This is a genomic window from Rathayibacter sp. AY1E2 (assembly GCF_002932325.1).
Taxonomy (GTDB): domain Bacteria; phylum Actinomycetota; class Actinomycetes; order Actinomycetales; family Microbacteriaceae; genus Rathayibacter.
The window spans coordinates 19777-32883 of sequence record NZ_PSVO01000026.1; the positions used below are offsets into that span (position 1 = coordinate 19777).

The window sequence follows — 13107 nt, forward strand, 5'->3', positions numbered from 1 at the left end:
GGCGTGCCTCAGACCGCCAGGCGCTCGAGGACGTGGTCGATGCAGCCGAGCAGCGAGCGGACGTCGTCCGGCTCGATCGCGACGAACGTCGCCACGCGCAGCTGGTTGCGGCCGAGCTTGCGGTACGGCTCCGTGTCGACGATCCCGTTCGCGCGGAGGATCTTCGCGACGAGAGCGGCATCGACGGAGGCGTCGAAGTCGACGGTCGCGACGACCTGGGAGCGGTGCTCGGGCACCTCGACGAACGGGGTGGCGAGGCTCGAGGCCTCGGCCCAGTCGTAGATCGCGGAGGAGGACTCGGCCGTGCGCGCCGACGCCCAGGCCAGGCCGCCCGAGGCGTTCATCCACTCGAGCTGCGACTCCATCAGCAGGAGGGTCGAGAGCGCCGGAGTGTTCAGCGTCTGGTTCAGGCGCGAGTTGTCGACGGCGTTCTTGAGGCTGAGGAACTCGGGGATGTAGCGGCCGCTCGCCGCGATGCGCTCGATCCGCTCGATCGCGGCGGGGGAGAAGAGGCCGAACCAGAGTCCGCCGTCGGAGGCGAAGTTCTTCTGCGGGGCGAAGTAGTAGACGTCGGCCTCGGCGATGTCGACGTCGATGCCGCCCGCCGCGCTGGTGGCGTCGATGACGGTGAGCGCGCCCTCGTCGCCGCGGACCCGGCGGACGGAGGCCATCACTCCGGTGCTCGTCTCGTTGTGGGGCCACGCATACACGTCGATCCCCTCGACGACCTCGACCTCGCTCCGGGACCCCGCGGGGGCGGAGACGACGTGGGCCGGCTCGAGGAACGGCGCGGAGGCGGCGGCCGCGAACTTCTGGCCGAACTCGCCGAACGTGAGGTTCTCGGCGCGGCGCTCGATGAGGGAGAAGGCGGCGGCGTCCCAGAAGGCGGTCGAGCCGCCGTTGCCCAGCAGGACCTCGTAGCCGTCGGGGATGCGGAACAGCGTGGCGAGGTGCTCGCGCACGCGCCCGACGAGGTCCTTGACGGGCGCCTGGCGGTGCGAGGTCCCGAGGAGGTGCGCGCCCTGCGTCGCGAGGTGGGCGAGCTGGTCGTGCCGCACCTTGGACGGGCCGCAGCCGAACCGTCCGTCGTGGGGGAGCAGCTCGCGAGGAATGGTGAGGTCCGGCATGCGTTAATACTAGGGTTCCCGGCCCGCACCCCTCCTCAGAGCGACGGAGGCCTGCGTCGCGCCGCAGCGCCGATGCTGCGTCGTGGCGACCACTAGGGTGGAGCGCGCCGAGACGGGAAGGCTGAGATGACGGATCTGATCGACACCACCGAGATGTACCTGCGCACCATCCTGGAGCTCGAGGAGGAGAACATCATCCCGCTGCGCGCGCGCATCTCGGAGCGGCTCAGCCACTCCGGGCCGACCGTGTCGCAGACCGTCGGTCGCATGGAGCGCGACGGCCTCGTCGTCGTCTCGGGCGACCGCCACCTCGAGCTCACCTCCGACGGCCGCCGCAAGGCGATCCACGTCATGCGCAAGCACCGCCTCGCCGAGCGGCTCCTCCACGACGTCATCAAGCTCGACTGGGAGTTCGTGCACGAGGAGGCCTGCCGCTGGGAGCACGTGATGAGCGAGCAGGTCGAGCGCCGTCTCCTCGAGATGCTCGACCACCCGACGGAGTCGCCCTACGGCAATCCGATCCCGGGCCTGGACGAGCTCGGCGACACCCCCGCCTCCCGCTTCGCCGACGGCGTCATCAGCCTGCCGCGCTTCGTCGCGGGGTCGAGCGAGCCCCGCCGCGGCGTCGTCCGGCGCCTCGGCGAGCCGGCGCAGGTCGATCCGGAGCTCCTTCTCCAGCTCAAGCAGGCCGGCGTCGTCCCCGGTGCCGAGGGCGAGTTCTCGGCCCTCAACGGCTACGTGCTCGCTCGCATCGACGGCGCCGAGGCGGGCATCGAGCTGCCGAACGAGGTCGCGGCGCACATCTTCCTCGTCGTCTGACCCGCGTCTCCCTGGGAGCGGCCCGTACGGGCCCTTACCGCATCCGGTGACCGGAGGCGAACGGGAGAGCGGTCTCTTCCCGCCGAGAAGGTGACAAATCGGTAACGGTCGCTTACGCTCTGTGGAGCCCTGCGGCCGAGCCTCGGTCCCAGGGCGCGGGATCCGACGCCCCCACACCCGTCTCGGATCCTGTGCACACCGATGCTTCGTGCATGAGACGGGACAGCTGCCTGGGCTGAGGGGACGTCGGAGGATCTCCCCCTTGCCCCAGAACCCCCTCACCCCGAACGAGGACGCCGGCTCACCCGACCGGTTCCGCTCCAACCACCCCGACCGCTCCGGCGACGCGACCTTCGAGAACCGGCCCCCGGTCATCCGCGCCCGGATCCACGGGGACGCACCCGTCTCCCGTCGCGCCGTTCCCGCAGCTCCTGCCCGCCGCGCGGACATCACCGACTTCGTGCCGTCGCCGGCCGGGACCCTGCGCAAGCGCCGAGGCCGTGTCGTCGGCAAGGTCGCGATGGTCGGCTTCGCCGGCGCGCTGGTCGCGACCATGGCGCTCCCCGCCTACGCCTTCACTCCGGGCAGCCAGGACGACGGCCTGTTCGCGGCGTCGCGAGCCGACCTCCTCCGCCAGGGCTCCGCGCAGACCGTCGCCGTCGACGGCGGAGTGGTGCAGGCCGCGATCGCCCGCGACGGCTTCTCGGCCGAGGCGGCGCCCCCGCCGCCAGCACCGGAGCCCGAGCCCGTCGTGGTGGCCGAGCCTGTCGTCGACACGAGCGACGTCGCCGAGGCGCGCGCCGAGACCGCCGAGGAGTTCAACTCCTACTCCGGCGCCTCGGCCAGCGAGATCGCGGCCGCCGCCCCGACCACCAGCTACAGCCTCTCGGCGGTGTTCAATACGGCGATGCAGTACCAGGGCGTGCCCTACGTCTTCGGTGGAGCCGACCCGAGCGGCTTCGACTGCTCCGGCTTCGTGATGTACGTCTTCGCCCAGTACGGCATCTCGATGCCGCACTCGGCCGCGGGCCAGGGCGCCATGGGCACCCCCGTCTCGCTCGCCGACGCGCAGCCCGGCGACCTCGTCATCATGGACGGCCACGACGGCTTCTACGCGGGCAACGGCAACATCCTGCACGCGCCGTACGAGGGCGCGAGCGTCCGCGTGCAGCCGCTGTGGACCTCCGACTACCGGATCGTGCGCATCAACGGCTGACCCGGTCGATCCGCTCGAGAGCCCGTCCCCTCCTGGAGGGGGCGGGCTCTCGTCGTCCCGCCGTGTGAACGCCGCGTGACGAATCCGGACCGACCCCTGGTGTTCCGGGCGTGAAGGGTTAACCTGAACCCCAGTCCGCTCGCGTGGCGAGCGGATCGATTCGTCGAGGGACGGAGTGCCGGGATGGCCGAGCGGAGCGGGCGCCACAGCGTGGGGCTGCGCTCGCGCGTGCGGCCGGCCGATTCGATACGCGCGCGGGTCCTCACCGCGGCGGTGCACTCCTCCGACACGCGGATACGACTCCACGTCATCGCGCGGCACTCCGCCGCGGCCTCGCAGGGCGCCGTCATCACGACGGCGCCCTTGCTCGTGGTCGCGGCGCCTTCGCGCGACGGCGTGCGACAGCACGGAGGTCACTGATGCGCACTCTGGTTCTCAACGCCGGCTACGAGCCGCTCGCGGTGGTGTCGTTCAAGCGGGCCCTGGTCCTGCTGATGACGGAGAAGGCGACCGTGATCGCCGCGGACGAGGGCAATCCGGTGCACAGCGCGCACGGCGACCACGTGCGGCCCTCGGTGATCGTGCTGACCCGGTACGTGCGCATCCCGAGCGGCCGGAGCGTGCCGGTGTCGCGCCGGGGCGTGCTCCGCCGGGACAACCACCGCTGCGGCTACTGCGGTCAGCACGCGGCGACGATCGACCACATCCAGCCCAAGTCGCGCGGGGGCCGGGACACGTGGGAGAACCTCGTCGCCTGCTGCCAGCGCTGCAACAATGTCAAGAGCGACCGCACCCCGCACGAGATGGGATGGCGTCTGCGCACCGTCCCCCGGATGCCGCGCGCCGGCTCCTGGCTCGTGCGCGGCGCGGAGCGGACGCAGCCCGACTGGGACGACTACCTGGCTCCCGCCGCCTGACGGGCCGCGGTCGCGCCGCTGGCGGCGTTGTCGTCGGGCGCGATAGCCGGTATCGCTTCCTCCTCCGCCTTGCCAGCGCCTGACGGGCCGCGGTCGCGCCGCTGGCGGCGTTGTCGTCGGGCGCGATACCGCCGGTATCGCTTCCTCCTCCGCCTTGCCAGCGACACGACCGCGACCCGTCAGTGGAGGGGCGTGGTGTGCGAACCGGCGCTATTCGTTGTCGTTGCCGGTGTTGGCGCTGGCGTTGCCGGAGCGCTCGCCGGCCCAGGTCCAGTTCGCGACCTCGGGGATGTCCTCGCCGTGCTCGCGGGTGTAGGCGCGGGCGCGGATGCGGGCGTCCTGCATCTCCTGGCGGAGACCGGCGGCGCGGGCGCCGAGGCCGGGGGTCCGGTCGATGACGTCGATCACCAGCGAGTAGCGGTCGAGGTCGTTGAGCATCACCATGTCGAAGGGAGTGGTGGTGGTGCCGTTCTCCTTGTACCCGCGCACGTGCAGGTTGCCGTGGCCGGTCCGCTTGTAGGTCAGGCGGTGGATCAGCCACGGATAGCCGTGGTAGGCGAACACGATCGGGCGGTCGGGAGTGAAGATGGCGTCGAACTCGCGGTCGGAGAGGCCGTGCGGGTGCTCCGACTCCGACATCAGACGCATCAGATCGACCACGTTGACCGTGCGGATCGCGAGGTCCGGCAGCGTCTCGCGGAGGATGCTCACCGCCGCGAGGGTCTCGAGGGTCGGCACGTCGCCCGCGCAGGCGAGCACGACGTCCGGGGACTCGCCCTGCCGCTCGCTGCTCGCCCACTCCAGGATGCCGAGGCCGCGCGTGCAGTGCGCGACCGCCTCCGCCATCGTGAGCCACTGGGGCGAGGGCTGCTTGCCGGCGACGACCACGTTGACGTAGTCCACGCTCCGGAGGCAGTGGTCGTAGGTCGAGAGGAGCGTGTTCGCGTCGAAGGGCAGGTAGACGCGCACGACCTCGGGCTTCTTGTTGACGACGTGGTCGATGAAGCCCGGGTCCTGGTGGCTGAAGCCGTTGTGGTCCTGGCGCCAGACGTGGCTCGAGAGCAGGTAGTTGAGGCTCGCGATCGGGCGGCGCCACTCGATGTCGCGGGTGCCGTCCAGCCACTTCGCGTGCTGGTTGAACATCGAGTCGATGATGTGGATGAACGCCTCATAGCAGGTGAAGAGCCCGTGGCGGCCGGTGAGCAGGTAGCCCTCCAGCCAGCCCTGGCACTGGTGCTCCGAGAGCACCTCCATGACCCGCCCGGCGCGAGCCAGGTGGTCGTCGAGGGGGCTGAGCTCGGCGTCCCACTGCTTGTCGGTGGCGGCGTAGACGGACTGCAGCCGGTTGCTCGCGACCTCGTCCGGCCCGAAGAGGCGGAAGTTGGTCGGGTTGGCGCGGATGACGTCGGCGAGCCATTCGCCGAGCACCTTCGTCGCCTCCGCGACGGTGCCACCCGGCTGCTCCACGACGACCTCGTAGCGGCGGAAGTCGGGCAGGTCGAGGGTCTGCCGCAGCAGCCCGCCGTTCGCGTGCGGGGTCGCGCTCATCCGCAGCTCGCCCTCGGGGGCCAGCGAGCGGACGCGGTCGACCACGCCGCCCTCCTCGGTGAAGAGCTCCTCGGGCCGGTAGGAGCGGAGCCAGTCCTCGAGGAGCCGGGTGTGCGCCTCCGTGTCGCGCGCGTTGGGCAGCGGGACCTGGTGCGAGCGGTAGGTGCCCTCCACCTGGACGCCGTCGATCTCGGTCGGGCAGGTCCAGCCCTTCGGGGTCTTCAGCACGATCATCGGCCAGGCCGGGCGTGAGAGGTCGCCGGCGGCGGCGCGCTCCTTGATCGCCGCGATGCGGTCGAGCACCGTGTCCAGGACGTCGGCGAACCGCTCGTGCACGCGCATCGGGTCCTCGCCGTCGAAGCCGCCCTCGACGAGGAACGGCTCGTGGCCGTACCCGCGGAGGAGGCTGTCGAGCTCCTCCTGCGGGATGCGGGCGAGGACGGTCGGGTTCGCGATCTTCCAGCCGTTGAGGTGCAGGATCGGCAGGACGACGCCGTCGGTGAGCGGGTTCACGAACTTGTTGGAGTGCCAGCTGGTGGCGAGCGGGCCGGTCTCGGCCTCGCCGTCGCCGACGACCGCCGCGACCAGGAGGTCCGGGTTGTCGAAGGCCGCTCCGTACGCGTGGCTCAGCGCGTACCCGAGCTCTCCGCCCTCGTGGATGCTGCCCGGAGTCTCGGGGGCGGCGTGGCTGGGGATGCCCCCGGGGAAGCTGAACTGGCGGAAGAGGCGGCGCAGCCCCTCCTCCGACTCGTCGATGTGGGAGTAGATCTCGCTGTAGGTGCCGTCGAGGTAGGCGTTGGCGACCATGCCCGGTCCGCCGTGGCCGGGGCCGGTGATGTAGAGGGTCGGCTGGCGGCGCTCGCGGATCGCGCGGTTCAGGTGCGCGTAGATCAGGTTGAGGCCGGGGGTGGTGCCCCAGTGGCCGAGCAGGCGGGGCTTGATGTCCTCGCGGCTCAGCGGGGTCTTCAGGAGCGGGTTCGCGAGCAGGTAGATCTGCCCGACCGCGAGGTAGTTCGCGGCGCGCCACCAGGCGTCGACCGTGTCGATGGTGTCCTGGGTCAGCTCGGCGTCGGCGGGTCGCGCGATCCAGCTGTGCTCGGGGACGGGCAGGAGGGACGGAGCGGGGGAGTCGGCCATGTGCCCACGCTGGCATCCGGACGCCCGGGGCGGAAGGGCCTTGCAGGCCCGGTTCCGGAGGGGGTCAGCCGCGCGGCGTCGCCCGGCGGAGGACCAGCGAGCCGACCGCCGTCAGGAGCGCGGCGGGGACGAGGAGCAGAGCGGCGGCTCCGGCGGTGCCCGCGCTCTCGAGGACGTCCACCACGACCGGCCGGCCCCCGGCGAGAGCGACGACGACGACCACCGCGAGTGCCGCCGCTCCGAGGGCGAGGAGGAAGGCCGTCACCCCGCGCTCCCGCCAGCGGAGGAAGACCGCTCCCGATGCTCCCCCGAGGGCGAAGGCGGCGAGGAGGGAGCAGAGCAGGACGACGAAGCGCTCGTGCCACGGACCGTCGAGGGGGGAGGCGAGGAAGAGCGCGCCACCCAGCCCCCAGCCCCCGGTCGCCTCCTCGAGCACCCCGAGTACCACGACGATCGCCGCCCAGAGCACCGACAGGGCCGCGAAGGCGAGGGCGCTGCCGAGGACGTGGTCGCGTCGGGTCGCTCCGTAGCTCAGCGCCAGCCCGAAGGTGGCGGTCGTGGCCTGGATGGAGCCGATGAAGAGGAAGACGACGATCAGCATCCCCGGCCCCACGAGGAGGATGCCCGAGTCGCCGCCGCCCCGCTCGGCCTCGATCCCGCGGAGGACGAGCCACCAGATCACGAGGTTGCCGGCGAGGACGGCGAGCAGGACGAGCAGCGGCCAGCCGAGGACCGTCCCGGGGTGGGCGAGGTGGAGCCTCAGAACGGAGAGGATCCTCCGCGGGGAGGCAAAGCGGCGGGCGGCGGCGGTCATGGTCGGTCCTTCCGGATCGGGGGCGGTGGTGTCAGCTGCTGCGCGGGGTGGCGCGGCGGAGGATCGCCCAGCCCGCGACTCCGGCGATCGCGGTCGGGATGAGCGAGAGGGAGTAGCCGCCCGCGTATCCGACGCTGCCGAAGAAGGAGCCGACGGCGGGCCAGTTCTCGGTGAGCGTGAGGAGGGTGATCACGGCCAGCAGGAGGGCGCCGAGGATCCCGAAGAAGAGCAGCATCCCGCGCTGGCGCCAGCGCACGTAGACCGCCGCCGTCGCCGCTCCGATGAAGAAGAAGAAGAGCAGGGCGCAGAGCACCGCGACGGCCTGCTCGCCCACGGAGTCCCCGCCGAAGTAGATCGAGCGGAAGAAGCTGCCGCCGAAGCCCCAGCCGTCGGTCGCCCGCTCCACGATCCCGAGGACCACGAAGACGCCGGTGTAGAAGACCGAGAGGGCGACGAAGGTGAGGGCCGTGCCGAGGGAGAAGTCGCGGCGGGTGGCGCCGTAGCCGAGGGCGAGGCCGAAGGTGACGTTCACCGACTGGACGGCCACGACCATCATGTAGACGAAGAGGAAGAAGGACGCGCCGGAGTAGGTCATCCCCTCCTGCGCCTCGAGGCGCTCGCCGGAGTCGAGCCCGCGGAGGATCAGCCACCAGACGACCAGGTTGCCCGACAGGATGACGGCCGTGATGATCAGCGGCGTGTAGAGGATGGTGGCGGGGTTCGCGAAGTGCAGGCGGACGATGCTGCCGAGGCGGCCGGCGGCGGTGTCGTGGCGCGTGTGGGCGCCGGTGAGGGCGGTCATTCCGAGGCCTTCCCGGTGGTGAGCTGGACGACGAGCTGCTGGAGGGGGACGGACTCGAGCTCGAGCCCGTGGCGGGCGGCGGAGGCGCGGCCGGCGTCGTCGAGCCGGGGGAGCGTGGCCGAGGCGCGGCTGCCGAGAGCGGAGCGGGCGATGACCTCGCGTCCGGCGGTGAACGACTCGACGGCCTGCCGGGGTCCGATGACCGTTGCCGCAGCACCCCGCAGCTCCTCCGCGTCGCTGTCCACGACGAGGCGGCCCTGATCGATGACGAGGACGTGCTCGAGCAGGCTGCTGACCTCGTCGATGAGGTGGGTGGAGAGGACGACCGTGCGCGGGTGCTCGGCGAAGTCCTGGAGGAGGCGGTCGTAGAACAGCTGCCGGGCGACGGCGTCCAGCCCCAGGTACGGCTCGTCGAAGAACGTGAGCGGGGCGCGGGAGGCGAGACCGACGATCACTCCGATCGCCGAGAGCTGTCCGCGGGAGAGCTTCTTGATCTTGCGGTCGACCGGGAGGCGGAAGTCCTCGACGAGCTCGCGGGCGAACGCCTCGTCCCAGCCGTCGAAGAACCAGGGAGCGCTGCGCAGGACGTGCTTCACCTTGAAGTCGTCCGGGTACTTCTGGCTCTCCTTGATGAAGCAGGTGCGGGAGAGGACGGCGGCGTTCTCCACAGGCGACTGCCCGAAGACGCGGATCTCGCCCGAGCTGGCGAACTCCTGGCCGGTGAGCAGCGACATCAGCGTCGTCTTGCCCGCGCCGTTGCGGCCGAGGAGGCCGTGGATGCGGTTCTCCTCCAGCGCGAAGCCGATGCCGTCGACGGCGCGCATGCGTCCGTAGTGCTTGGTGAGGTCGTGGACCTCGATGACCGCGCTCATCGCGATCCCCCTTCTGTGATCATGTCGGCGAGCTGCTCGGTGCTGAGGCCGAGCTTGGCGGCCTCGGCGAGCAGCGGAGCGACGAACTGGTCGCGGAACTGCGTGCGGCGCTTCTCGACCAGCCGGTCGCGCGCCCCCTCGGCGACGAACATGCCGATCCCCCTCTTCTTGTAGAGCACCCCGTCGTCGACGAGCAGGTTCACGCCCTTTCCGGCGGTGGCCGGATTGATGCGGTGGAACGCGGCGAACTCGTTGGTCGACGGGACCTGCGACTCCTCCGGCAGCGCGCCGTCGATGATGTCGTTCTCGATCTGCTCGGCGATCTGCAGGAAGAGCGGGCGGGAGTCGTCCACGCGGGCTCCTTCGGTGCTGGGTTGAGTGGTTAGTTGGTGTTGTAACTAACCATGGAGGCGGGAGGCGTCCGTGTCAAGAGGTGCGTGCCGCTCGGTCAGCGCGACGAGGCCCGCGGCGTGCTTCGCTGGCGTTGTGGTGAGGCCCTGTCGTCGCTTCGCGGGGGGCGGGGCACGGCGGGTACACTGGCTCGGCCAGCCTCTGTAGCTCAATGGAAGAGCGACTCCGTCCTAAGGAGCAGGTTGGGGGTTCGAGTCCCTCCAGGGGCACCATGATCCGCAATCGGGATCAGTCCATCGGACGACCGCCGCCGTCGCTCCGTCTGACGCCAGGGTCTGCCCCCCGCCCAGCACTCCGAGCTCTGCTCGTCGAGGCGACGACAGTTCGGGTCCTCGATGGTCCTGCCCGGGTCGGAACTCCTCGGCGGAAGGGACGCACGACCGAGGAGCTCCGTCGCGCGTTCTCGGCCGTCCTCGTCCTGAGCCTCTCCATCCAGCGGGACACGTTCGCGGACAGACGGCACGCGGGTTTCAGTGCGCTGCTCGCGATAGCCGGTCGCATGGCGGCCGTCCGCAGGCGGTGGCCGGCGGAATCCGAGACCCCCTTCTCGGCGGGATGTGGCGGGCCGTCCTCCGCCCGCGGTACGTGCGCGAGCTCCTCGATCAGGCGGAGAGCACGGATGCGCTCTCGGAGCGACGCCCAAGGCTCCGACCGCTCACGGCCTTCTAAGGGCGTCTCGCGGGCCTTCGCTCAGGCGGCGCCGCCATGATCGAGGCTGGTACTCGACGGAAGGTTCTCTGTGAGCATGTTCAAGCGCGTTCTCGGCATGGCGTCGAAGGCGCTCGATTCGAAGAGCGGCTCGGGGTCGTCCTCGAGCGGGACGACCGATTGGCGCGACCTCGTGCGCACCGCCGCCGACAAGGTGACGGGCGACTCGCGGAGCGGGCAGGCCCAGCCGCCCCAGCAGTACGGGTCGCCGCAGCGACCCTCCGCGCGCCCGCAGGACGCCCGGCCCGGGCAGCAGCTTGTGGTCACGCAGGAGGACCGGGCGGCGATCGCGCGCTACGACTACCTCCTCCGCACCGCCGACCCCGAGCAGCTCGAGCAGGTGCACCGGGACGCGTTCGCGAAGCTGACGCCGGCTCAGCGAGCCCAGGTCGAGGCGCGGCTCCGCGACGAGCTGCCCGCGAACGAGCAGCCGCGGTCCTCCGCCCCCGAGGACCTGGCGCGCGCGGCGACGCGCGGCGAGGCGAACGACCCGGGGTTCCTCAAGAAGATGTTCTCGAAGCCGGGGACCCGCGGCGCCCTCGCGGGTGCCGGCGTCGGAGCGGCGGCGGGCATCGGGCTCGGCGCGGCGGGCGGACTGCTCGCGGCGGTCGCGGGCGGCGCCGTGATCAGCAGCGTCGCCGGTCCGCTGCTCGCGCAGGCGTCCGGCCTCGGCGTGGACTTCGAGAACCTCGCCGGCGGGTTCGGCGATCTGGGCGACTTCGGTGACATCACGGGCGGCGCGGGAGAGTTCGTCTCCGGTGCGGGTGAGCACGTGTCCGGGCTGGGGGACCAGGTGTCGGAGTTCGGCTCCGACTTCCAGCTGCCGGGGCTCGGCGACCTCGGGAACCTCTTCGACCGCTAGACGGACGGGACCGGAGCGCGCCTGCGGAGGAGCGGCGACGCGATCGCGAGTGCCGCGCCGACGACGAGCAGCACGGCCCCCACGATCGCGACGGCGGTCGTCGACCAGTCGGGGAGGTCGACCACCGTCGTGCCGTCGAGCAGCGTCCATTCGCAGGCCGCGCCCAGCGGCCACCACGACCAGAAGCCGCGGACCAGGTCGCCTGCCTCGGGCGGGACGCCGCCCAGGCTGACGCTGCACACGTAGTCGAAGCCCTGACGGTCGATGTTCGCGAACTGCAGAGGCACGAGCGCGAGGGCCGCGAGTCCGGCGACGGCGAGGGCGAGGCCGGCGAGCAGGGCGAGACGCGCGGCGGTCAGGCGCTTCCTCGCCGGCGTCGAGGCGGGGGCGGGCGGCGTCTCGGTCATCGTCCGATGGTGGCACGCGTTCGTGGGGAGCAGGCGTGTGCCCGGGATCGGCGCCGAACAGCGCGGAGGCACGGGGCGGATGCGTCGGAGCCGCTCCTCGACCGCAGGCGCCACGGACGTCGGCCGGCACAGCGGCGACGGGGAGCCCTCGGCGTCGTACCCTCGACTGCATGGGGTTCGTCTTCTCGCTGGTGATCATCGTCCTGACCGTGCTCGCGCTGGTCGACGTCGTACGGCAGCCGGACAACATCATCAAGAACCTGCCCAAGATCGTGTGGATCCTGCTGATCTTCTTCCTCCCGCTCATCGGCGTCTCGCTGTGGTTCCTGCTCGGGCACGACTGGAAGCGCGGCGACGGCGGATCCTTCGTGCCGGGCGGCCGAGTGCCCCGCCGCCGGAAGCAGGCGCCGCCGACGGTGGTGGTGCGGCCCGCTCCGAAGAGCACCGAGGAGCAGCTCGCCGACCTCGAGCGCGAGGAGGCGCACTACGCGCGGCTCGCCGAGGAGCAGCGTCGCCGCCGCGAGGGTGAGCGGCCGCTCGACGCGTGAGCGGCCGCTCCGGAGGCCGCTACTTCGAGAAGTTCGACGCCGCCCACTGGATCGAGGCGATCTTCGCCTGACCCGCGACGCTCGGGTGGAAGTAGTCGGTGGTCCCGATCAGGCCCTTGGTGACGGGGGTCGCGGTGAGCGCTCCGCCGTCCCAGTCGCAGAGCTGACCGGCGGCGCTGCACGCCGTCTGCAGCGCGGTGTTGTACTGCGTCGTCCGCGTCTTCGCGGCAGCGGCGGAGGCGGCAGCGGCGGTGCTGCTGAGCCTGCGGCCGGTGGAGCTGACGCCGCGCGTGGTCCGGCAGAGGTCACCGCCCGCCCAGACGAGCGCGCCGACTCCGGTCTTCACGACCGACCACTCGGAGGCCACGTTCGGCATCGACGAGAGGACGATGCGGGCGGAGGGCCACGTGGTGCGGATCTTCGTGATCGCGGCGGAGGCTCCGGTGCGGAACGAGCTCGCCGGGGTCATCGTGTAGCCGTCGGAGGCGACGCGGTTGTCGGGAGAGCAGAGGTCGTTGCCGCCGATGAGCAGGGTGACGACGTCCGGCCGCACGCCGGCGGCGACCGCGGCGTCGATCCGCGAGGGGACCTTCGCGACGACGTCGCCGGTGGTGGCGAAGTTCGCGGTCGTGACGGTGGTGCCGGGGAGCGCGGTCCGCAGGCGCGAGGCGAAGGAGTTCACCGAGGAGCTGGTGCCGGTGGACCAGTTGTTGCGGGGGCAGTCCGCGAAGGAGCCGCAGGTCCCGTAGGCCTGGGTGATGGAGTCGCCGAGGCTCAGCACCGAGAGGGTGGCGGGAGTGGCGGCGGCGGCGGCCTGCGCCGGGAGCAGCGCGGCGGCGAGGGCGAGCGCGGCTCCGACGGCGAGGACGCGCACGCGGCGGCTCGGGGTCGGCGGGCGGGAGAGGGAGAGGCTCATGGG

13 protein-coding genes and 1 tRNA gene are annotated in these 13107 nt (G+C 71.7%); 6 read left to right on the forward strand and 8 right to left on the reverse strand.

Annotated elements, in window-relative coordinates; translation table 11 throughout:
• Positions 1–8 precede the first annotated feature (8 nt).
• On the reverse strand, positions 9–1127 hold the full coding sequence (gene serC, locus C5C49_RS14805; protein ID WP_104346440.1) for a phosphoserine transaminase: 1119 nt from the start codon (positions 1125–1127) through the stop codon (positions 9–11).
• A gap of 126 nt (positions 1128–1253) precedes the next feature.
• Between serC and C5C49_RS14810 the strand changes: the two genes are divergently transcribed.
• From C5C49_RS14810 to C5C49_RS14825, 3 genes are all read left to right on the forward strand, one after another.
• Entirely contained in the window at positions 1254–1946 is a 693-nt protein-coding gene (locus C5C49_RS14810) for a metal-dependent transcriptional regulator (RefSeq protein WP_104224606.1), read from the forward strand.
• Between the two features lie 262 nt (positions 1947–2208).
• Positions 2209–3162, forward strand: a complete 954-nt coding sequence (locus tag C5C49_RS17140) for a C40 family peptidase (RefSeq protein ID WP_258068479.1) — start codon at positions 2209–2211, stop codon at positions 3160–3162.
• 419 nt (positions 3163–3581) lie between these two features.
• Positions 3582–4079, forward strand: coding sequence for an HNH endonuclease (locus tag C5C49_RS14825; RefSeq protein ID WP_104224608.1), 498 nt, complete (start codon positions 3582–3584; stop codon positions 4077–4079).
• Positions 4080–4289: 210 nt separating this feature from the next.
• Here the strand turns inward: C5C49_RS14825 and C5C49_RS14830 are convergent, their stop codons facing one another.
• The 5 genes from C5C49_RS14830 to C5C49_RS14850 form a co-directional block, all read right to left on the reverse strand.
• On the reverse strand, positions 4290–6764 hold the full coding sequence (locus C5C49_RS14830; protein ID WP_104346441.1) for a phosphoketolase: 2475 nt from the start codon (positions 6762–6764) through the stop codon (positions 4290–4292).
• Positions 6765–6828: 64 nt separating this feature from the next.
• Positions 6829–7578: a hypothetical protein gene (locus C5C49_RS14835; protein WP_104346442.1), complete on the reverse strand. Its 750-nt coding sequence runs from the start codon at positions 7576–7578 to the stop codon at positions 6829–6831.
• A 31-nt stretch (positions 7579–7609) separates the two neighbouring features.
• The gene (locus C5C49_RS14840) at positions 7610–8380 is read right to left on the reverse strand and encodes an ABC transporter permease (RefSeq protein WP_104346443.1); all 771 of its coding nucleotides are present in this window, start codon (positions 8378–8380) and stop codon (positions 7610–7612) included.
• A complete protein-coding gene (locus tag C5C49_RS14845) occupies positions 8377–9252 on the reverse strand; it encodes an ABC transporter ATP-binding protein (protein WP_104224612.1) in 876 nt (291 codons plus the stop codon). Before C5C49_RS14845 ends, C5C49_RS14840 begins: the two co-directional genes overlap by 4 nt.
• Complete coding sequence (locus C5C49_RS14850; RefSeq protein ID WP_104224613.1) at positions 9249–9605, reverse strand: GntR family transcriptional regulator; 357 nt, start codon at positions 9603–9605, stop codon at positions 9249–9251. Before C5C49_RS14850 ends, C5C49_RS14845 begins: the two co-directional genes overlap by 4 nt.
• 195 nt (positions 9606–9800) lie before the next feature.
• Here C5C49_RS14850 and C5C49_RS14855 point away from each other — a divergent pair.
• Together C5C49_RS14855 and C5C49_RS14860 are read left to right on the forward strand one after the other, a co-directional pair.
• Positions 9801–9875 (forward strand) — tRNA-Arg (locus C5C49_RS14855).
• A gap of 533 nt (positions 9876–10408) precedes the next feature.
• Positions 10409–11233, forward strand: coding sequence for a hypothetical protein (locus C5C49_RS14860; RefSeq protein WP_104346444.1), 825 nt, complete (start codon positions 10409–10411; stop codon positions 11231–11233).
• On the opposite strand, the gene C5C49_RS14865 is transcribed toward C5C49_RS14860, so the two are convergent.
• Positions 11230–11640 (reverse strand): hypothetical protein, encoded by a 411-nt coding sequence (locus C5C49_RS14865; RefSeq protein WP_104346445.1) that lies wholly within the window; start codon positions 11638–11640, stop codon positions 11230–11232. The two genes, C5C49_RS14860 and C5C49_RS14865, sit on opposite strands and share 4 nt — an antisense overlap.
• 170 nt (positions 11641–11810) lie before the next feature.
• Between C5C49_RS14865 and C5C49_RS14870 the strand changes: the two genes are divergently transcribed.
• Complete coding sequence (locus C5C49_RS14870; RefSeq protein WP_104346446.1) at positions 11811–12188, forward strand: PLD nuclease N-terminal domain-containing protein; 378 nt, start codon at positions 11811–11813, stop codon at positions 12186–12188.
• A 19-nt stretch (positions 12189–12207) separates the two neighbouring features.
• Here the strand turns inward: C5C49_RS14870 and C5C49_RS14875 are convergent.
• Positions 12208–13107 (reverse strand): GDSL-type esterase/lipase family protein (locus C5C49_RS14875; protein ID WP_146084896.1); only part of this gene is annotated, 900 nt, incomplete at its 5' end.